Origin of the sequence: Nonomuraea sp. NPDC049486, from assembly GCF_040676925.1 — a bacterium.
GTDB lineage: Bacteria > Actinomycetota > Actinomycetes > Streptosporangiales > Streptosporangiaceae > Nonomuraea > Nonomuraea ferruginea.
Genome location: NZ_JBFAPV010000018.1, coordinates 63,454 through 83,069 on the forward strand (window position 1 = coordinate 63,454; position 19,616 = coordinate 83,069).

Below are 19,616 nucleotides of genomic sequence, written 5' to 3' on the forward strand. Positions count from 1 at the left end.
GTCCCTCAGGAGGTGCGGCGGAGCAGTCCCAGCGCGGCCTCCTCGATGGACGGCGCGTCGATCCGGTGGCTGCGGTAGACGTCCTCCAGTGAGCCGCCCTGTCCGAAGCTCGACACACCCAGGCAGGACACCGGGCTCCCGGTGAACGCGCCGAGAAAGGCGAGGGTGTGCGGGTGTCCGTCCAGCACGGTCACCAACGGCGAGCGGCGGGCGGCCGGGAAGATCTCCTCCAGGATCCACGTCCCGTCGCCGGACGGTCCCGCTGTCATGGCCCGCCACAACAGGTCGTAGGAGGTGATGACGACCACGTCGCAGGCGACGCCGGCCTCCTCCAGCCGCTCGGCCGCCTCGATCGCCTCCGGCACCAGAGCGCCGGCGGCGGCGAGGGTGACGTCGGGGACCCCGGGCATGGCCCGCAGGCGGTATCCGCCGTTCAGCACGGCACGCCGTCGCCGCTCCCGGCCGAAGGCGTCGTCAGGCACGGCGGCCAGTTCCTGGTCGATCGGCCGCGTGGTGAGGCGCAGGTAGGCCGACTCGCCGTCGGCCCGGCCGAGCCGGGACAGTGCGTGCAGCAGGCACCACTCGGCCTCCACGGCGAAGGCCGGTTCGTAGGTGGTGACACCGGGCTGCTGCAGGCCGACCGTGGGGGTGACGACACTCTGGTGCGCGCCGCCCTCCGCGGCGAGCGTGACCCCCGACGGGGTGCCGACCAGGATGGACCGTCCGCCGGCGTACGTGCCGAACGACCACGGCTCCAGCGCCCGCCCCACGAACGGGTCGTAGATCGTGCCGATCGGGAGGAGCGGCTCGCCCACGGTCAGCCAGGTCGCGCCGAGTTCGCCGAGCAGGCCCATCAGGTTGACCTCGGCGATGCCCAGCTCGATGTGCTGGCTCCGCGGCGACTCACGCCACCGGATGAGGCGGTCGCCGTCCTCCGCGAACCAGTCGTGGCGTTCGCGGGGCGACCACACGCCGACGCGGTTGATCCAGCCGCCGGCGTTGGTGGAGCTCGCGACGTCGGGGGAGACGGTCACCACCCGCGCCGCGACGTCCGGCGCGTCCCGCGCGAGGTCGCCGAGGACGCGTCCCAGGGTCGCCTGCGTCGACTGACGTCCTCGATAGCGCCGGCCGAGCTCGGTGGGCACCGCGGGCGGCTCGTTGAGAGGGGACTCTCCGCGCCGCAGGCGGTCGGCGACCTGGGCGCAGAGCCGCTCGGCGGCGGAGCCCGCCTCGAAGGGGCGCCACGGATCCTGCGGATCGGCGCCGACCCGCTCGGCGAGCTGCCGGTACTGGGCGTCGGACAGCAGCGCCGAGTGGTTGCCCGGGTGGCCCTCGATCGGCAGGTTCCAGCCCTTGATCGTGTAGGCGAACACGACCGTGGGGCGGGAGGGATCCGCCGTGGCGAAGGCCCGCGACAGCTCCACCATGTCGTGCCCGCCGAGGTCGCGGATCAGCGCCGCGAGCTCGGCGTCATCGCTGTCGCGCAGCACCCGGCGCAGCGCGCGGGCGTCGGGGCCGCCGCCGACGAGCCGTTCGCGCAGGTCCGGGGCCGGCGTGCGCAGGAGCCACTGGTACTCCTCGTTGCTCATCTCGTCGATGCGACGGCGCAGGGCCTGTCCGCCGGCCCGGGTGAACATGCGGTGCAGCTGACGGCCGTACTTCACCTCGACGACGTCCCAGCCGGCGGCGGCGAACATGCCGGACCACCGTCCGATGGCGATGTCCGGCACGACCCGGTCGAGCGACTGGCGGTTGAGGTCCACGACCCAGAGGACCTCTCCCAGGTGAGAGACCATGGGGTCGGCCACACATTCCCAGATCGCGCCCTCGTCCAGCTCGGCGTCGCCGAGCAGCGAGATCTGGCGGCCACCGGCCTCGGTGCCGAGGCGTGCCGCGAGGTAGCGCCTGGCGATCGCGCCCCAGACGGGTGCGGTGGCGCCGATGCCGACGCTGCCGGTGGAGTAGTCAGGGTGGTCCGGGTCCTTGGTGCGGGACGGGTACGGCTGGAGTCCGCCGTACTCGCGCAGACGGGTCAGGTAGCTGATGTCCAGGCGTCCCAGCAGGTAGTTGATCGCGTGCAGGACGGGTGACGCATGGGGTTTCACCGAGACCCGGTCCTCCGCCGTGAGCCCGTCGAACCACAGGGCGGTCATCAGGCTCACCATGGACGCCGACGACGCCTGGTGGCCGCCGACCTTGATGCCGCTCGGGTTCGCCCTGACCCGGTTCGCGTGGTGCACCATGGAGGTGGCGAGCCAGAGCACCTTCTGCGCGACCTGGTCGAGGAGCACTTCGTCCGGGGCCGGGTCCTCATCCATGGACGAGGCGCTGTATTCGGGAATGGCCGACACGGTTCTCTCCTGTGGCCCGACGGGGCCGGGGGTAGTGGTGATCTCTGTCAAGCGTGGGGCGGCCGGCCGTCGATCGCAAGCACACGTCGTGCCCACTTCACCACGGCTTCGTCGATGAGCTGACCGTCCAGCAGCTGCGCCCCGGCCGCGCCGGAGGCGGACAGCGCCTCGACGACCGCCTCGGCCCGTCGCACCTGGTCGTCCGACGGCCGCAACGCGGCGTGCACGGTCTCGATCTGCGCCGGGTGGATGCAGAACTTCCCGAGGTAGCCGACGGCCGCGGCCTGGTCGGACTCGGCACGCAGCCCGTCGAGGTCGCTCACCCAGGGGAACGCGGTGTCGACGGGCGGGGCGAGGCCCAGCGCCGTGGAGATCCACACGATCATCGACTTCGCCGCGAGCAGCGACGGGGAGCCGGGGAGCCAGGCAGCGCCGGTGTCGGCGGAGAAGTCGCCTGCCCCGAAAGCGAGCCGCACGACCCGCGCGGGCAGCCGCGGCAGGGTGGCGAGCCGCAGCAGTCCCGCCGCCGTCTCGACGATGCCGAGCACCGGGATCGAGCCCGGTGCCAGACCTCGGGCCTGCTCGGCCTCGCTGATCAGCCGGTCGGTGTCCGCCGCCGATTCGGGGTCGAGCTTGGGCACGACGAGGCCGCCGAGCCCGGCGCGGACGACGCTGTCGACGTCGGCGGCCAGCTCGCCGGTGCCGACGTCGTTCACCCGGACCAGGACGGGGACCGGCGCGGCCTGGGGCCGTTGGAGCAGGTCGGCGAGGTGGCCTCGGGCCCGCGGGCGGTCGGCGGGCCGCACCGCGTCCTCGAGATCGACGATGACGGCGTCGGCTCCGGCGGCCAGGGCCTTGCCGAACCGGTCCGGACGGTCCCCGGGCACGAAGAGCAGCGACTGCGCCCGGCACAGCCGATCGTGGTCAGGCTCCATCGGAGGTCCTCTCCGCCGGGCCGAAGCCTCCGCCGCCGGGCGTCTCGATCAGCAGCACGTCGCCGGGCAGGGTCGTGATCCCGGTCTGCTGGGGGGCGAGCGGCCGTTCGTGGCCGTCCCGGATGAGGGTCCATCGGGAGACCGTCCCGTCGGCGCCGCCGTCGGCGCCGGGCGGACCGCTGAGCGTGCGGTAGCCCCGCAGTGAAAGCACGCCGTCGGCGAGGAACCGCACCCGGCGGACGAGCCCGTCGCCGCCGTCGTGGTGGCCCGCGCCACCGGAACCGCGGCGCAGGCGGACTTCCTCGATCAGGACGGGGTGGTCCTGTTCGAGCACCTCGTTGGGGTAGCTCATCGCGTTGGTCACACAGTTGTCCACCACGCTCGCGCCATCCCGCCGGGAGGTCGCGCCCATCCCGCCGGTCGTCGAGTTGTCGATGAGGATGCCGTTCGCATGGGCCCACACGTACGGCATCGTCGTGCCGCCGCTGCTGCCGGCCGCCCGGATGCTGCTGTGGGCCTGCCCCATCGCGTCGAGCATGGCCTCGTTCACCAGGGCGGCGAGGGCCGCGCGCGCGCCGACCGGCGCCGGCAGTTCGGGGTTGGTGACCCGTCCCGGCAGGCAGGTGACGCGCACGCACCGCTCTATCCCGGCGTTCATGGGCAGCTCGTCGGACAGGAAGCAGCGCAGGGCGACCAGCGCGGCCGATCGGCTGTTGGACAGCACGACGTTGAACGGCAGGGCGATCTGCGGGTCGGAGCCGGACAGGTCGATCGCGAGTGTGCCGTCGCCGGCGACGTCGACCTCGGCGTGCACGCGTACGAGCTCGGGTGCGCTGCCCGGGTCGTGGTGCAGCTCAAGGGTGCGCGCGGCGGCGTAGGTCCCGGGGCGGAACTCCTTCAGCTCGGCGCGCACCAGGGCCTCGGAGTAGTCCAGATACTCCCGCCGCAGCCGGTCGAAGACCGCGGTGCCGTAGCGGCGGACCAGCTGGGTCATCCGCTCGACGCCGACGAGGGTGCCCGCGATCTGCGCGTCGAGGTCGCCGCGCATGCTGCCGGGGAGCCGGCTGTTGGCCAGCAGGACGCTCATGAGCTCCTCGTTGACCTGGCCCGCCCGTACGAGTCGTACGGGAGGACAGCGCATGCCCTCGGCGAACATCTCGGTCGCGTCGGCGGGCATGCTGCCCGGCGTCTTGCCGCCGACGTCGGCGTGGTGCATGAGGGTGGAGACGTAGCCGGCCAGGTATCCGTCCACGAGGACGGGGGCCACGGTGAGGTAGTCGTTGAGATGGGGCGAGCCGGTGGCCGGGTCGTTGGTGACGAGGACGTCGCCGGGCCCGAGGTCGCCGGCGAAGGGCGCCAGCTCGCGGGCCACGGTCGACAGCACTCCGAGCTGCAGCGGGATCCCGTCGGCGAGGGCGAGGTATTCGCCGTCGGGGGAGATCAGCCCGGCCGAGCAGTCGAACATCTCCTTGATGATGGGGGAGTAGGCGGCCCTGATCATGGACACCTGGAGCTCGTTGGCCAGGCCGTGCAGCGCGTTGCCGAAAACCTGAAGGGTGACGGCGGACTTCGCCGAGCCGGTCATCTGGTCTCCTCCTTGTCCGGGCCGTCGGCGGACGGCAGCCTCATCTCCAGCAGCGAACCGTCGCCGACGGCCCGGACGCGTGCCCCCGGCGGGACGACGATGGTGGTGTCCACCTGGATCACGAGCGCCGGACCCGTCAGTCCGGCCGCGTCGACGTCGGCGCGCTGGACCACGGGCACGCGGTGGGCCACTCCGTCGAAGATCACCGTACGTTCCGCCGCGGCCGGCACGGCCGCCCACCGCGGGGTGGTCTCGACGGTGCCCGACGGCGCGGTGGCGGTGACGCGGACGGTCGTGACCTCGACTTCCCGCGACGGGGTCTCGTGGTGGTAGGCGGCCCGGTGGGCGGCGCCGAAGCGCGCGAGAAGGTCGTCGGTGGCCGGCAGCACGGTGCCGTCGAGGTCGACGGGGATCGTGTAGGTCTGCCCGGCGTAGCGCATGTCGAGCTGCGCCGTGAGCGAGCTCAGCGCACGGCCCGGCGCCTGTTCGCGCGCCTGTCCAGCCGCCTCGGACGTCAGGCGGGCCAGGTGGGCCGCGAGCAGGTCGCGGTCCGCCTCGTCCGCCGGCCGCGCGCGGACCCCGACGGCCAGGTCGACGCGTACCTCCGACTGGAGCAGCCCGAGAGCCGACGCGACCCCGGGGAAGGCGGGGAACAGCAGCGTGCTCGTCCCCAGCTCGCGGGCGATCGCCCACGCGTGCACCGGGCCCGCACCGCCGCTGGGGATCAGGGTCAGCTCGCGCGGATCGACCCCCTTGGCGAGCGAGACGAGCCGGACGGCCCCGGCCATCTGCGCGACCGCCAGCTCGAACACGCCGGAGGCGGCGTGGACCACCGATCGGGCGGCGCCGGCGGTGACGAGCGTGCTCAGCGCCGCCTCCGCGAGGTCACGCCGGAGCACGCCGAGACCGCCAGCCTCCTCGGCAGGGGCCGAGTCGAGGTAGCCGAGCACGAGGTCGGCGTCGGTGACGGTGGGCAGGTCGCCGCCGCGTCCGTAGCAGGCGGGTCCCGGTGTGGACGACGCGCTGCGCGGCCCGACCCGCAGGGCGCCGGTCGCGTCGAGCCACGCGATGCTGCCGCCGCCGGTCCCGATCTCGGCGAGGTCGATGACCGGGGAGCGCAGCGGATGCCCGGTGCCCTTGCGCAGGAAGTCGCCCGAGTGCGCCGCCCCGCCGATCTCGTAGTCATGGTTGATCCGGGGGGTGCCGTCCATGATCAGGGCGGCCTTCGTCGTCGTTCCGCCCATGTCGAACCCGACGGCGGTCCGCACGCCGGCGCGGCGCGCCGCCCACGCCGCGGCGATGACTCCGGCCGCGGGACCGGACTCCACCAGTTCCTCCGGGTGGGTGATGGCGTGGTCGGCGGTGGCCAGCCCGCCGCTGGACTTCATGACCCACAACTGGTCGACGGGAGGTTCGTCGCGCAGGCGGTCCGCCAGCCGGCGCAGGTAGTGCCGCACCACCGGCCCGAGGTAGGCGGCGATCACCGCCGTGCTGATCCGCTCGTACTCGCGGGCCTCGGGGATGATCTCCGCCGAGGTCACCACCGGAAGGCCGGGGGCGATCCTGGCGACGGCCGCGGCGGCGCGGCGCTCGTGGGCGGGATCGAGATAGGAGTGCAGGAAGCCGACCACCACCGCCTCGGCCCCGGCGTCCGCCATGCGGCGGGCCGCCTCCTCCACCTGCGCCTCGTCCAGCGGTGTCACCACCTTGCCCGCCGCGTCGATCCGCTCGTCGATCTCGGCGACGAGATCGACGTCCACCAGCAGCGCCGGCTTGCGATGGTCGAGGGTGTAGGGGTCCGCGCGCCGGAGCCTGCCGATCTGGAGCAGATCGGCGAAGCCCTTCGTGATCAGCATGCCGACCTTGGCGCCGCGGCGTTCGAGCACCGCGTTGGTGGCCACCGTGGTCGCGTGGATGACCGTGCCGACCCTGGCGTCCGGGCCGCCGAGTGAGCGGCGGGCCAGGTCCACGCCGTCGCGGACCGGCCTGCTGAGATCGTCGTAGTCGGTGGGGAACTTGCCGACGAGCATGCGCTCCCCGCGGACCGCGACGATGTCGGTGAACGTGCCGCCGATGTCCGCGGCTACGACGATCTCGTGCTCGGTCGTGGGATCGGTGCTGTTCGTCACTTGGCGGGCCTCCTGTCCACCGTTCGATCGAAGCCTGGCGGCACTGTCTCGTCCGCCGGCGAGAGCCCGTCGAGCACACGCAGGCCGCTTTCGACGGCGCTGCGCATCATGTCGTCGCGCGTCGAGGTCGTCGCGCTGCCGACGTGCGGGAGGGCGACGACCCGGGGGTGCCGTACCAGCGGATGCCGCGGGTCCACGGGTTCGCGTCCGAAGACGTCCAGGCCCGCCCCGGCCAGCCGCCCGCCGTCGAGGGCGGCGAGGAGCGCGTCCTCGTCGACGACACCGCCACGCGAGGTGTTGATCAGCAGCGCGCCCCGCGGCATCAGGCCGAGCTCACGCTTGCCGACGAGGCCGGCCGTCTCGTCCGTCAGCGGAACGTGCACGCTCAGCACGTCGGACGTGGCGAGCAACGTGTCGAGGGGGACCTGCTCCAGCCAGGGCGGGAGATCCTCGCGCGGGGAGCGGGCGGTGAACCTGACCCGCATGCCGAGGGCATGGCCGTAGCCGGCGACCAGCCCGCCGATGGCGCCCAGTCCGAGGACGCCGAGCGACCGGCCGGCGAGCAGACCGCCCGTCCACTGGTAGGGCATCCACGAGTTCCAGGACCCGGCGCGCAGGTCGTGCCACGCCTCGATCAACCGGCGGGCGGTGACCAGCGTCAGGGCCAGGGTGAGCTCCGCGGTGGCGACCGCGGTGATCGCCGGGGGCACACGCCGTACCTGCAGGCCCTGGCGGGACGCGGCGCCGAGGTCGATGTGGTCGGTGCCGGTCGAGATGGTGCCGAGCACGCGCAGCGGCCCGTCCGCCGGCGCCTGGGCGATGAGGTCGGCGTCGACCCGCTCGGAGATCGTGACGATCACCGCGTCGGAGGTGCGGACCGCTCGTACCAGGTCCGTCCGGGGCACGGGCAGTTCCCCGTCGTAGGTCTCCACGGTCACGCCCCGGGCGCGCAGAGAGTCGGCGAGGTGGTCGGGGAGGGGGCGGGTGACGAAGATCCGGCGTGTCATCTCCACAGGCCGCCGGTCCACTGGTCGTCGTCGGAGCCCAGTGGGCGGCCGAGGAACCGTACCTGGCCGGGCGTGTCGCTCAGCCGGGGCACGGGCGCCTGCACCAGTGCCTCGCCGAGTTCGTCGTCGGAGACCCGGATCAGCGATCCCCGCGCCACGACGTGCTCGTTGCCGACGATGTCCGCGACCGAGTTCACCGGCGCGACCGGCACCCCGCCCGCGTTGAGGTCCGCGATGGCCTCGTCGCGGGTACGGAGCGCGGCCCACGCCGAGATCACCTGGTCGAGTTCGTCCTGGTGCGCCGTCCGTACGGTGTTGGTGGCGAAGCGGGGATCGTCGAGCAGTTCGGGGCGGCCGATGGTGGTGAGCAGCCGGGTGGCGGTGTTCTGGTTGCTCGCCGAGATCGCGAACCAGCCGCCGTCCTTGCCCTGGTAGGCGTTGCGCGGGGCGCTGAAGGGCGTGCGGTTGCCCATCCGGTCCTGGACGATGCCCTGCTGGTCGTAGTCGATGACCAGTGAGCCGAGGGCGGCGAGCATGGGCTCGTAGAGGGCGAGATCGATCACCTGCCCGCGGCCGCTCCGGTCCCGTTCCCGCAGGGCGCACAGGATGCCGAACGCGCCGATCATGCCGGCCATGGAGTCGGCGAGGCCGAACGGCGGCAGGGTGGGGGGCCGGTCCGGCCAGCCGTTGATGTGGGCGAATCCGCTGAACGCCTCGACGAGGGTGCCGAACCCGGGACGGTCGGCGTACGGCCCGTCCTGGCCCCATCCTGAGACCCGCAGCACCACCAGTCGTTCGTTGGCGGCCCGCAGTCCGTCGGGCGACAGGCCCCAGCGCTCCAGCGTGCCCGGCCTGAAGTTCTCGATGAGGACGTCGGCGTCGGCGAGGAGGTGCCTGAGCCGCTCACGGCCGGCTTCTTCGTGCAGGTCGAGGGTAACCGTGCGCTTGTTCCGCGCCAGGACCTTCCAGTAGAGGGCGACGTCGCCCTTCCTGTGCCCCCACTGCCGGATGCCGTCGCCGACCTCCGGCATCTCCACCTTCACCACGTCGGCGCCGTGATCGGCGAGCAGCATCCCGGAGAACGGCGCCGCCAGCATCGTGGCGACCTCCACGACCCGCAACCCCTCAAGGCTGCCGCTGCTCGGCCGGCCCCCTTCGTCGGCCGGGGTATCGACGCTCATCTCGCCCTACTTTCGCTATGTGAAATGTCGATTCAAAATGAGTGAGTAAAGAATGAGGGACCGGCTCAGAGCACGTCAAGGGTGTAGCCGACAGCAATCGCCCGATGCCCGAACGTGGTCTTCTTGACCGCCGACTTCGCAGGTCAGCGTCGGGACCTGCAAGGAAAGGTTTTCCCGGTCTTCCTCTTGACAGTGGGAGACCGGCGCCTCTTCAATGCCATCAATCGAATGCGAGTTTCACAATGTGAAGGCCGAGGCGATGATTCGAGACATTCGGCGCGAAGAGATCAACCGGTATGCCGAACGTGTCGGTTTCACCGTGGGCGAGGAAGAACTGGACGGGTTCCACGCACTGGCCCGCGACGTCCTCTCGCGCGTGGAACGGTTCCAGCAACTGGTCGGCCCCCTGGTGCCGCCGCCCAGCGTGGTCGCCGGACCGAGGAACACCGGCCGCCCTCCTCTACCGGGGGAAGACCCCTGCAACGCGGTGCTGCGCTGGGTCGACGTCCGCGCGGACGAGGCCGAGCGCACCAGCGACCTGCTCGCCGGGAAGCGCATCGCGCTCAAGGACCTCATCGCCGTCGCGGGAGTGCCCATGACGGTGGGCTCACGCGTGATGCAGAACAGCACGCCCCAGTCGGACGCCGTGCTCACCGAGCGCGTGCTGCGTTCCGGCGGACGCATCGTGGCGATGACCAACCTGGAGGCGCTGGCGTTCTCCGGCGGCGGCGAGACCAGCTCCTTCGGCCCGATCCGCAACCCCTTCGACCTGGGCCGGACGGCCTCGGGATCCTCGGGCGGCTCGGCCTCGGTGCTCTTCCACCCGCACGTCGACATCGCGTTCGGCACCGACCAGGGCGGATCGATCCGGCTGCCGGCGTCCTGGTGCGGCGTGCTCGGTCTCAAGCCGACCTTCTCGCTGGTCCCCTACACCGGGCTCGCCTCGCTGGACCGTACGTTCGACCACGTCGGCCCGCTCACCCGGACGGCGTCGGACATGGCGATCGCCATGGCCGCCGTGTCGGGCGCGCACCCGTCCGACCCCCGGCAGGCCGGACCGGTGCCGGAGCTGCCGTTCGCCGAGGCGGTCAGGACGGCCGGCGACGACCTTCGCGGCCTGCGGATCGGCATCCTGACGGAGGGGACGCGGTTTCCCGACGACGGTCACGAGGGCAGGGCCGAGACCCTCGCGGCGATGGAGCAGGTGTGGGAACGGTTCGCCGAACTCGGGGCCGAACTCATCGAGATCTCCGTTCCCGAGCACGAGGTGGCCGGGTCGATCATGTTCGCCGCCCTGCTGGAAGGCGTCGCGGCCACCGTCTACGGCAACGGGGAGGGATACCACTTCTCCGGCCGCTACGCGCCCGAGCAGCGCGAGGCGTTCGGCAAGGGCGTGGCGGCCTACGGCGACGAGATGCCCGGATCCTTCAAAGCCGTCGCGGCGATAGGCGAGTATCTGCGCGATCGCTACTTCGGGGCGATCTACGCGACCGCGCAGAGCAGCATCCCCGCTCTGCGGACCGCCTACGACCACGCCCTGGCCCAGGTCGACGTGCTCGCCATGCCGACGGCGAGCCACTACGCGCATCGCGTCGATCCCGGCGCCGACGACTTCGCCAAGGCGTTGCGCGGCTGGACGATGCTGGACAACACCCCGCTGCACAACGCCACCGGCCATCCGGCGTTGTCCATTCCCGCGGCCGAGGCCGACGGACTGCCCGTCGGCGTGATGCTGGTAGGCCCGCACTTCAGCGACCACCGGCTGATCGCGATCGCCGAGACCTACGAGCGGCGTTTCGGATGGCTCCCCCAGCCCGCACCCGTCCACGGGAGCGAGATCACCCTGTGACGGCCGTTTCGGAGGCCGCAGGCCACGCCAACCCGGCCGAGTACAACCAGATTCGAGGAGGAATCGTGCCCCGACGAGACCGACGCCTGACCGGGTTGACGGTCACCGCGACGTCGCTGTTGCTGATGGTGACCGGCTGCGGCGTGGAGCGTGAGAGCGCGGGCGGTGAGGCCGCCAGCGCGGCGCCGAGCACCTGCGACACCAGTGAGAAGAGCCCAGGGGTGACCGAATCCGAGATCAACCTCGGGATCACCTCCGGCCTGAGCGGGCCGAGCGCCTCCGCCGCCAAGCCGGCGCTGGAGGGCCAGCAGTGGTACTTCGACAAGATCAACGCTGACGGCGGGATCCAGGGCCGCAAGATCAAGCTGACCGTCCTTGACGACCAGTACCAGCCCAACGTGGCCCTGCAGAACGTGCGGCGGCTGGTCGACCAGGAGAAGGTGTTCGCCATCTCCGGCGGCGTCGGGACCCAGAACTTCGTCGGAGGGCTGCCCTACATCAACCAGGCGAAGATCCCCGCCGTCGCGCCGTACGCGCCGTCCAACCAGATCGGCACCATGCAGAACCCGTACGTCTACATGCTCTGGACGAACTTCTCCGACGAGTTCGAGGCGCTGACCCGGTTCCTGGTCGGCGAGCGGAACGTGAAGAGCTTCTCGATCATGGCGATGAACGGCGACGTCGGTGACGACGCCCTGGCCGGCGCGAAGAAGGTGCTCGACGCCGAGGGACTCGAGTTCAAGACGGTGGTCCGCAGTGAGCCGAACACCACCGACTACCGTCCGATCGCCGAGCAGCTCAAGCAGGCCGGCGCCGAATACGTGCTGTTCCTCGCGACCCCGCCCGACGTCGGCAACGCGATCACGGCCATGCAGAAGATCGGCTACAAGCCCGGCATCGGCGCGCAGTCTGACATGCTCGACACCGGATGGATCGAGGCGTTCGGGCCGGTCGCTCAGGGACTCCTGGCCCCCAGCAAGCTGGCGAACCTGGAGAAGTCCGACGACCCGAAGGTGAAGCAGTTCGTCACCGACTGGACATCCGCCCACGGCGGCAAGGCGCCGACCAGCTGGAACACGGTCGGGTACGTCCAGGCGCTGGTGACGACCGAGGCCCTGAAGCAGGCCGAGGCCCTCACCCGGTCGTGCTTCGAGGCGTCGCTGCAGAAGATGAAGGACTTCGAGACCGGCGTCATCCCGGCGATCACCTTCGGTCCCCAGGAACGGCAGGGCGTCCGCGCCGCCGGGATCGAGGCGATCAAGGACAACGGCACGGTGACCGAGCAGCCGTTCACGGCGATCGGGCGCTGACATGCGCGTCACCGATCGGCCTGACCGGGCGGTCCGCCCGGTCAGGCCGGCTTCCCGGACGGTCGGCCGCTGATGTCCGAACTGTCGTTGCTGATCGGCGGGGCCGCCACCGGAGGGGTCTACGCGCTCCTCCTCGCCGGCATCCTGCTGATCTACCAGGTCAGCAAGGCCGTCAACTTCGGGCACGGCCAGTTCGGCATGATCGCGGCCTTCTTCAGCTGGTACCTCTACCAGCAGCTGGGCGTGAACCCCCTGGTCGCCATCGTGCTGGCGGTCCTCACGGCGGTGGTCGTCGCCGTCCTGTTCGACGCGCTCGTCCTGCAGCGGGCGTCGGACCGGCAGGTCGGCTCCGACCTGGTGGCGACGCTCGGCCTGCTCCTGCTGGCCACGGCCATCGCCGAGAACGTGCTCGGCGGACGGACCCAGTCCTACCTCACCCTCGGCAGCCGGACGGTCTTCGACCTCGGCGGGCTCGCCCTGAACCTGAGCGACCTGGTGACGATCGTCGTGGCCCTGCTGTCGGTGCTGGGCCTGTCGCTCGTGCGCCGGCGCACCCGGGTCGGCGCGATGCTGAACGCCGTCGCCGAGAACCGGGCCGTGGCGGAGTCGCTGGGCATCCCGTCCGCCCGCGTGCGGGTGGCCACCTGGGCGCTCGCCGCGATCCTCGCCTCGGTCGCGGGCATCCTGGTCGCCAGCCGGACCAGCGTCGACGCGTACTACATGACGCCCTTCGCGATGAAGGCGTTCATCGCGGGGATTCTCGGCGGGCTCAACCGGTTCGGTCTCCCGCTGGCGTTCGCCTTCGGGCTCGGTGTCTACGAGGCGTTCGTCGTCTATCTGCTCGGGGCGCAGGCCGTGACCCCCGCCGTGTTCACGCTGATCATCGTGGTGCTCGCCTTCGCGCCGCGGAGCTACCTCTCCGAAGGGCGGGAAGCCCGTGCCTGACCGACGATCACCCGTCCGCGCGCTGCGCCCGGTCCTCCTGCTCGCGCTGCTGGCGGCGCTCCCGCTGCTGCTCGACTCCTTCAGCCTGTACCAGGCGACGATGATCCTGGTCTACGTGACCGCGATCATCGGATTGGACATCGTGTTCGGGCGCGCGGGCGTGCTGTCGGTCGCCCAGGCGGTCTTCATCGGCATCGGCGCGTACACCGCGGCCTGGATGTCGCGCACGACCTCGGTGTCGATCGGCGTCGAACTGATCGCCGCCGCGGTGATCGCCGGCTTCGCCGCCATCCTGGTGGGGCTCCCGGCGCTGCGCGTGTCCGGGCTGCGCCTGGCGATCCTGACCTTCGCGTTCGTCGAGCTCTTCCAGTGGGGCCTGACCACCTTCGCCTCGGTCACCGGCGGGACCCAGGGGCTCCTGGTGAACCCCGGCGGGTTCGGGGCGATCACCACCGCCGACCCGCTGGTCGGCTACGGGCTCGCGGCCGTGATCGCGCTGCTGGCGACCTGGCTCGTGATCCGCCTGCAGCGCAACCCCATCGGCCGCGCGATGGCGGCGGTGAAGAACTCCAACCTGCTCGCGGAGTCGGCCGGTGTGTCGACCGTCCGCACCAAGCTGATCGCCTTCATGCTCAGCGGGATGCTGGGCGGGCTCGCCGGCGTGGTGCTCGCGCACGTGGCCGGGAGCGTCACGCCCGCCGGCTTCACGGTGTTCTCCTCACTCAATCTGCTCGTCGCGCTCATCCTGGGCGGCACGGGCCGGGCGCACGGCGCGTGGCTGGGAGCCGCGTACGTCGTGCTCATGCCCGAGCTGTTCGCCCGCCTGGGCATGCCCAACGCCTACCCGATCGTCAACGGGGCGGTGCTGATGCTGCTGCTGGTCGTGCTCCCCGGTGGCATCGCCAGCGTGCTGGACGGGATCCGCGACCGGATGGGACGCCGCGGCGCCGCACCTCCACCTCCCCTCACCCCGGTCGCTGAACGGAGCTCGTCGTGATGGCCACCGACCAGGCCGGCCCGCCCCCGGCCGTGCTGGAAGTACGTGACGTGCGAGTCACGGTGAACGGCGTTCGGGCCCTGGGCGGCGTGTCGTTCGACGTGCCCGAAGGCTCGCTGTTCGGCCTGATCGGGCCCAACGGAGCCGGCAAGACGACGATCATGAACGTCATCTCCGCGGTGATCACACCCCAGCACGGCTCGGTGCGCTTCCGCGGCAAGGAGCTGACCGGCATGGGAACCGTGGCCCGGGTACGGGCGGGCATCCTGCGCAGCTTCCAGCAGGTGCGCCTGCTCGAAGACCTGACCGTGCTCGACAACCTGCTGCTCGGCCGGGAGCGCTTCCGCACCGTCGGGCTGCTGCGCCAGATCGGCGGCAGCCGCACCGGCCGCCGCCAGGCACGTCGCGACCTGGCGGCGGCCGAGCAGGTGGCGGCGGTCCTCGGGCTGTCCGATCTGCTGCACCGGGACGTCCAGGACCTGCCCTTCGGGGTGCGGCGGCTGGTCGACGTCGGCCGCGCGTTCGCCGCCGAGCCCGACCTGCTCCTGCTCGACGAGCCCGCGGCCGGGCTGGACGTCACCAGCCGCCGGTTGCTGCTCGACGCGATCAAACAGGCGCAACGCACCACCGGAGCCACCGTCATGCTCGTCGAGCACGACGTGGACCTGGTCAGGAGGGCGTGTGGCGAGTCCGTCGTCCTCAGCAACGGAGAGGTCCTCGCCCGCGGCACGCCGGCCGAGGTCCTCGCCGACCCTGCCGTTCTCCGCGCCTACTTCGGACGTAACGATGCTTGATCTTCAATCGGTGGGGGCCTGGTACGGCTCCACACAGGTCCTGTTCGACATCGACCTCACCGTTCCGGCGGGCCAGAAGCTCGCGATCGCGGGCACCAACGGCGCCGGCAAGACGACGCTGCTGCGTTCGGTGCTGGGCCTGGTGAAGTCCCGCGGCGAGATCCGCTGGGAGGGCCGGCGCATCGACGCGCTGCCCTGCCACCGGCGGGTGCGCGACGGGGGCATCGCCGTCGTGCACGAAGGACGTGGTCTGATCACCGGTCTGAGCGTGCTCGACAACCTCACCCTCGGCGTCGACTCCGCGGCGCTGCGCCGGCTCGACGAGGTCTTCGACGCGTTCCCGGTCCTGGCCGAGCGACGGAACCAGCCGGTCACCAACCTGTCGGGCGGCGAGCAGCAGATGGTGGCGCTGGGCCGCACCATGCTCCGCCCCGTGAGGCTGCTGGTGATCGACGAACCGTCGCTGGGCCTCGCGCCGTCGATCGTGGCCCAGCTCTACGCCACCATCGCGCGGATGTCGGCCGCCGCCGAGACGACGGTCCTGCTCGTGGAGCAGGAGCTGCGGCTGGCCTGCGAGATCGCGGACCGGGTCGTGGTCCTGCGCGCGGGTCGTCTGGTCCAGGATTACAGCGGCTCTGAGGTCAACTTTGACATAATCGTCGATGCCGCAACCGGTGGATAAGGGGCTGAGCACATGGCATACGAGCTACGCAGCTTGGAACGGGCCCTCGAAATCCTGGGATACCTCGCGACGGTCGAGCAGGCGACTCTGACGGAGGTGTGCGACAAGTGTGACATCAATACGACGACCTGCCTGCGGACGATGAGGGTGATGGAGCGCAACGGATTCGTCCGGCGCTCCGCTGACGGCAAGCACTATCTCCTCGGCCTCCGGCTCGCCGAACTCGGCACTCTGGCGCTCGGGCGGATCGACATCGTGTCCCTCATCCGTCCACTGGTGCGCGGCCTCACCGAGGAGTTCAGGGTGACCGCGCACATCGGGCTGCTCCGGGACGGGATGATCACGGTCATCGACAAAATCGACTCGCCCGACGGATTCGTCCGCTATTCGCTGCTGGGCACCCGGATGCCTCTCCACTGCAGCGGGATGGGCAAGGCGGTCCTGTCGCTGTTCTGGCCCGACCGTCTCGCCGAGGCCGGGGTCAAGCCGCCCCTCGCCCGGTTCACCCGCGACACCATCATCGACATGGAATGGCTGGCCGCCGACATCGCCCGGTGCGCGGAGCGCGGCTTCAGCATCGAGCAGGAGGAGTGGCAACCCGGCTACGTGTGCACCGGCACGGCATTCGCGTTCAACGGCGACTACTACGCCGTGAGCCTTTCCAGCGTCGTCGTGCCCGCCTCCGAGCTGGAGCAACGGGGCCGCCGCCTGAGCACGACCATGCGCGAATACCTTCAGCAGCAGGGATCCTCCCTCTCGCAGCCTCTCTACTCCTGACCCTCGCAACGCGGGCGGCGGCCGATCGCCGGGCCGTTCATGAACGCTCTTCGAGGCCGTCGTCCCTCGGCTTCCGGCAGGATGGTTCACCGGCCCGCGAGAGGACGAGGAGACGCACCCGACCATGACCCCTTCCTGGACCATCCGTCCCGAGAGCGCCGGCGACGTCGCCGCCATCCGCGACGTCAACCTTGCCGCCTTCCCCACTCCGCACGAGGCCGACCTCGTCGAGGCGCTGCGGGCCGACGCGCAGGCGTGGCTGCCCGGCCTGTCCTGGCTGACCGAGGCCCCCGGCGGCGAGCTCATCGGATACGCGCTGCTCACCCGCTGTCACGTCGGCGACTCACCCGCACTCGCCCTGGGCCCGTGCGCCGTCAAGCCCGGACACCAGCGGCGGGGCGCCGGTTCCGCCGCGATCCGCGCCGCCCTGCGAGCCGCCCGCGAGCAGGGCGAGAACCTGGTGGTCGTGCTCGGCCACGCCGAGTACTACCCGCGCTTCGGCTTCACCCCGGCCTCCGGGTACGGCATCCGCCCGCCCTTCGACGTCGAGGACAAGTACATGATGGCGCTCGCCCTCGACCCTGGACGGCCGGTCCCCAGCGGCGTCATCCGCTACCCGGCGGCGTTCGGCGTCTGACCTGCTTCGGCCCCGCCGGCAGCGGGCGGGCGCGCATCACCAGATCCGTGCCTTACTCGGGCGTGACCCGGCCGTCGCGGTCCCCCTCGGCAACCTTGCGGCCGTGGGGCGCGGACGACCAGGTGATCAGGCCGGCCGTCCGCGCGGATCCCTGCGGCGGGTCTCTTCGACGAGTTCCGAGGGGACGGAAGCCCCAGGGTCGCGTGGACGAGGGATGAGCGCGGTTCTCAGGGGAGCGGCCAGTTGCGCAGGGCGGCGTCGGCCATCTCCTGGAGTTCGTCGCGGCCGACGCCGCTCGCGGCCTGCACCGTGATGCCGAAGGCCAAGGTGGTGACGTAGCGGGCCAGTAGCCCCGGGTCGGCGTCCGGAGGCAGGTCGCCGTCGTCGACGGCTCGCTGGAATCGCTCTCGTACGCGGGAGCAGCCGTCGTTGCGCCAGGCGGCGAGAAGGTCGCGGACGCCACGCCCGGAGTCGCTGGCGGCCAGGGCGCCCTGGACGCCCAGGCACCCGTGGGGGTGGGCCGGGCGGGTGGTGGTCCGTACGGTGCCGGCCAGGATCGCGGTGGCGACGCCGAGGGCGGTTGGCTCCTCCAGGGCCCGGGCCAGGTATGCGCTCGGGCCTTCGGTGTAGCGCTCCAGGGCCTTGCGGAACAGCTCCTCCTTGTTGCCGAACGCCGCGTACATGCTGGTGGTGGAGATGCCCATCGCATCGGTCAGGCTGGCCAGGCTGGCCCCCTCGTAGCCGTGCTCCCAGAAGACCAGCATGGCGCGCTCGAGAGCTTCGTCGGGGTCGAATCCTCGCGGCCGGCCGATGGGGCCGCTCTGTTTGGTCCGCACGCCCGCAGCCTACCTCTTTCGCATCGATCGATACAGAAGTGCTACCGTACGAGTTCCGTATCGATCGATACAGAAATCTGAGGAGGTTGTCCCCATGGGGCTACTCGAAGGCAAGACCGCTCTCGTCACCGGCGGCAGCACCGGAATCGGCCTGGCCAGTGCCGTACGACTGGCGGCCGAGGGCGCGCACGTGTTCATCACCGGCCGGCGCAGGACCGAACTCGACGCGGCCGTCGGAACGATCGGTTCAGCGGCCACCGCGGTGATCGGCGACATCTCGAACCTGGCCGACCTGGACAGGCTCTACGAGACGATCCGCAGCAGGGGACAGGGCCTGGACGTACTGTTCGCGAACGCCTCCGTCGCCGAGTTCGTGCCGCTTGAGCAGATCTCCGAGGAGCACTTCGACACCCTCTTCGGCATCAACGTCCGGGGCACGCTGTTCACCGTGCAGAAGGCGCTGCCCCTGCTCAACGACGGCGCCTCGGTGATCCTGAACGGCTCCACCAACGCGGACGCCGGCGATGGGGCGTTCGGCGTGTACGCGGCGACCAAGGCCGCCACCCGATCGTTCGCGCGGACCTGGGCCAACGAACTCAAGGGACGCGGCATCCGGGTCAACACCATCACGCCCGGCCCGACCGACACCCCCGGTCTGTCAGGGCTCGCTCCCGACCAGGAGCAGGCCGCCGGCTTCAGGCGGCAACTGGCAGCGCACGTGCCGCTGGGCCGGCTCGGGCGCCCGGAGGAGATCGCCGCCGCCGTGGCCTTCCTCGCCTCCGGGCAGAGCAGCTTCATCACCGGTTCGAGCCTGTACGTCGACGGCGGCCTGAACCAGATCTGAGTGCGAAACCCCCGACAGTCTCACCAGAGGTTGAGGTCAAAGACCATGACAGTAATCGGCATCATCGGCGCGGGCGAGGTCGGCAGCCAGATCGCGCGTGCGGCGATCGCGAACGGCTACGACGTCGTCATCGCCAACTCACGAGGACCCGAGACCTTGCGGGACCTCGTCGACGAACTCGGCCCGTCGGCGCGTGCCGCGACCGCCGCCGGCGCCGCCGCCGGTGACTTCGCGGTCGTGGCGGTCCCTCTCAAGGTGGTCAACGACATGCCCGAAGAGGAACTGGCAGGCAAGATCGTGCTCGACACGAACAATTACATGGTCTGGCGCGACGGCCATATCCCGGTCGTCGACTCGGGTGAGAAGACCGTTCACGAGCTGCGCCAGGAGCACCTTCCGCGATCCAAGGTCGTCAAGGCCTTCACCCACATCCAGGCCCCCCGCATCACCACCGCGGGCACGGCGGCGGGCACTCCTGGCCGTCTGGCGCTGTCGGCCTCGAGCGACTTTCCCGAAGCCGTGGAACTCGTGACGCGACTGTACGACCAGTTCGGGTTCGACACCGTGGACAACAGCCCGCTCAGCGAGTCGTGGCGCAGCGGTCCCGGTCAACCCGCGTGGGTCGCGCACGAGCACCAGACCCGTGCCGAACTGATCGCCAACCTCGCCAGGGCGCGACGGATCGTCTTGAGGTGAGTCCGTCCCTGGCGGCGACGCCGCGGCGTGCGAACCCGGGCAGGGTGCACGACCGGCCACT

At 71.2% G+C, this 19,616-nt stretch carries 17 protein-coding genes; 10 read left to right on the top strand and 7 right to left on the bottom strand.

Features of this window, described 5'->3' with window-relative positions; all coding sequences use genetic code 11:
* Positions 1–5: 5 nt before the first annotated feature.
* From AB0K05_RS37830 to AB0K05_RS37855, 6 genes are read right to left on the bottom strand one after another with little or no spacing between them, the layout of a single operon-like run.
* Positions 6–2,351, bottom strand: coding sequence for a pyruvate dehydrogenase (locus AB0K05_RS37830; protein ID WP_271279856.1), 2,346 nt, complete (start codon positions 2,349–2,351; stop codon positions 6–8).
* A 47-nt stretch (positions 2,352–2,398) separates the two neighbouring features.
* On the bottom strand, positions 2,399–3,286 hold the full coding sequence (locus AB0K05_RS37835; protein WP_364235824.1) for a CoA ester lyase: 888 nt from the start codon (positions 3,284–3,286) through the stop codon (positions 2,399–2,401).
* Positions 3,276–4,871, bottom strand: a complete 1,596-nt coding sequence (locus AB0K05_RS37840; RefSeq protein ID WP_364235827.1) for a hydantoinase B/oxoprolinase family protein — start codon at positions 4,869–4,871, stop codon at positions 3,276–3,278. Before AB0K05_RS37840 ends, AB0K05_RS37835 begins: the two co-directional genes overlap by 11 nt.
* Positions 4,868–7,000: a hydantoinase/oxoprolinase family protein gene (locus tag AB0K05_RS37845; RefSeq protein ID WP_364235830.1), complete on the bottom strand. Its 2,133-nt coding sequence runs from the start codon at positions 6,998–7,000 to the stop codon at positions 4,868–4,870. The genes AB0K05_RS37840 and AB0K05_RS37845 overlap by 4 nt, the downstream gene beginning before the upstream one ends.
* Positions 6,997–8,007: a D-glycerate dehydrogenase gene (locus AB0K05_RS37850; protein WP_271279852.1), complete on the bottom strand. Its 1,011-nt coding sequence runs from the start codon at positions 8,005–8,007 to the stop codon at positions 6,997–6,999. Before AB0K05_RS37850 ends, AB0K05_RS37845 begins: the two co-directional genes overlap by 4 nt.
* The gene (locus AB0K05_RS37855; protein WP_271279851.1) at positions 8,004–9,188 is read right to left on the bottom strand and encodes a CoA transferase; all 1,185 of its coding nucleotides are present in this window, start codon (positions 9,186–9,188) and stop codon (positions 8,004–8,006) included. The genes AB0K05_RS37850 and AB0K05_RS37855 overlap by 4 nt, the downstream gene beginning before the upstream one ends.
* A gap of 319 nt (positions 9,189–9,507) precedes the next feature.
* Between AB0K05_RS37855 and AB0K05_RS37860 the strand changes: the two genes are divergently transcribed.
* From AB0K05_RS37860 to AB0K05_RS37895, 8 genes are all read left to right on the top strand, one after another.
* The gene (locus AB0K05_RS37860; protein WP_345483158.1) at positions 9,508–11,037 is read left to right on the top strand and encodes an amidase family protein; all 1,530 of its coding nucleotides are present in this window, start codon (positions 9,508–9,510) and stop codon (positions 11,035–11,037) included.
* 65 nt (positions 11,038–11,102) lie between these two features.
* Entirely contained in the window at positions 11,103–12,347 is a 1,245-nt protein-coding gene (locus AB0K05_RS37865; protein ID WP_364235835.1) for an ABC transporter substrate-binding protein, read from the top strand.
* Positions 12,348–12,419: 72 nt separating this feature from the next.
* On the top strand, positions 12,420–13,292 hold the full coding sequence (locus AB0K05_RS37870) for a branched-chain amino acid ABC transporter permease (protein ID WP_345483160.1): 873 nt from the start codon (positions 12,420–12,422) through the stop codon (positions 13,290–13,292).
* Positions 13,285–14,289, top strand: coding sequence for a branched-chain amino acid ABC transporter permease (locus AB0K05_RS37875; RefSeq protein WP_271278726.1), 1,005 nt, complete (start codon positions 13,285–13,287; stop codon positions 14,287–14,289). Before AB0K05_RS37870 ends, AB0K05_RS37875 begins: the two co-directional genes overlap by 8 nt.
* Positions 14,289–15,083, top strand: coding sequence for an ATP-binding cassette domain-containing protein (locus tag AB0K05_RS37880; protein WP_271278751.1), 795 nt, complete (start codon positions 14,289–14,291; stop codon positions 15,081–15,083). Before AB0K05_RS37875 ends, AB0K05_RS37880 begins: the two co-directional genes overlap by 1 nt.
* Positions 15,076–15,765 (top strand): ABC transporter ATP-binding protein, encoded by a 690-nt coding sequence (locus AB0K05_RS37885; RefSeq protein WP_364235838.1) that lies wholly within the window; start codon positions 15,076–15,078, stop codon positions 15,763–15,765. Before AB0K05_RS37880 ends, AB0K05_RS37885 begins: the two co-directional genes overlap by 8 nt.
* A gap of 12 nt (positions 15,766–15,777) precedes the next feature.
* Positions 15,778–16,542: an IclR family transcriptional regulator gene (locus AB0K05_RS37890; RefSeq protein ID WP_271278728.1), complete on the top strand. Its 765-nt coding sequence runs from the start codon at positions 15,778–15,780 to the stop codon at positions 16,540–16,542.
* 124 nt (positions 16,543–16,666) lie between these two features.
* Positions 16,667–17,179, top strand: a complete 513-nt coding sequence (locus AB0K05_RS37895; protein ID WP_364235842.1) for an N-acetyltransferase — start codon at positions 16,667–16,669, stop codon at positions 17,177–17,179.
* Between the two features lie 227 nt (positions 17,180–17,406).
* Here AB0K05_RS37895 and AB0K05_RS37900 read toward each other — a convergent pair whose 3' ends face one another.
* A complete protein-coding gene (locus AB0K05_RS37900) occupies positions 17,407–18,015 on the bottom strand; it encodes a TetR/AcrR family transcriptional regulator (protein WP_271278730.1) in 609 nt (202 codons plus the stop codon).
* Between the two features lie 94 nt (positions 18,016–18,109).
* On the opposite strand from AB0K05_RS37900, the gene AB0K05_RS37905 reads away from it, so the two are divergent.
* Together AB0K05_RS37905 and AB0K05_RS37910 are read left to right on the top strand one after the other, a co-directional pair.
* A complete protein-coding gene (locus AB0K05_RS37905) occupies positions 18,110–18,859 on the top strand; it encodes an SDR family oxidoreductase (protein WP_364235845.1) in 750 nt (249 codons plus the stop codon).
* Positions 18,860–18,904: 45 nt separating this feature from the next.
* Positions 18,905–19,555, top strand: coding sequence for an NAD(P)-binding domain-containing protein (locus AB0K05_RS37910; RefSeq protein WP_271278732.1), 651 nt, complete (start codon positions 18,905–18,907; stop codon positions 19,553–19,555).
* Positions 19,556–19,616: the final 61 nt, after the last annotated feature.

Bases quoted from the DNA above. Each gene is read 5' to 3' on its own strand.
- AB0K05_RS37835 (WP_364235824.1), bottom strand. From the start codon at position 3,286: ATGGAGCCTGACCACGATCGGCTGTGCCGGGCGCAGTCGCTGCTCTTC.
- AB0K05_RS37840 (WP_364235827.1), bottom strand. From the start codon at position 4,871: ATGACCGGCTCGGCGAAGTCCGCCGTCACCCTTCAGGTTTTCGGCAAC.
- AB0K05_RS37850 (WP_271279852.1), bottom strand. From the start codon at position 8,007: ATGACACGCCGGATCTTCGTCACCCGCCCCCTCCCCGACCACCTCGCC.
- AB0K05_RS37855 (WP_271279851.1), bottom strand. From the start codon at position 9,188: ATGAGCGTCGATACCCCGGCCGACGAAGGGGGCCGGCCGAGCAGCGGC.
- AB0K05_RS37870 (WP_345483160.1), top strand. From the start codon at position 12,420: ATGTCCGAACTGTCGTTGCTGATCGGCGGGGCCGCCACCGGAGGGGTC.
- AB0K05_RS37880 (WP_271278751.1), top strand. From the start codon at position 14,289: ATGGCCACCGACCAGGCCGGCCCGCCCCCGGCCGTGCTGGAAGTACGT.
- AB0K05_RS37885 (WP_364235838.1), top strand. From the start codon at position 15,076: ATGCTTGATCTTCAATCGGTGGGGGCCTGGTACGGCTCCACACAGGTC.
- AB0K05_RS37890 (WP_271278728.1), top strand. From the start codon at position 15,778: ATGGCATACGAGCTACGCAGCTTGGAACGGGCCCTCGAAATCCTGGGA.
- AB0K05_RS37895 (WP_364235842.1), top strand. From the start codon at position 16,667: ATGACCCCTTCCTGGACCATCCGTCCCGAGAGCGCCGGCGACGTCGCC.
- AB0K05_RS37905 (WP_364235845.1), top strand. From the start codon at position 18,110: ATGGGGCTACTCGAAGGCAAGACCGCTCTCGTCACCGGCGGCAGCACC.
- AB0K05_RS37910 (WP_271278732.1), top strand. From the start codon at position 18,905: ATGACAGTAATCGGCATCATCGGCGCGGGCGAGGTCGGCAGCCAGATC.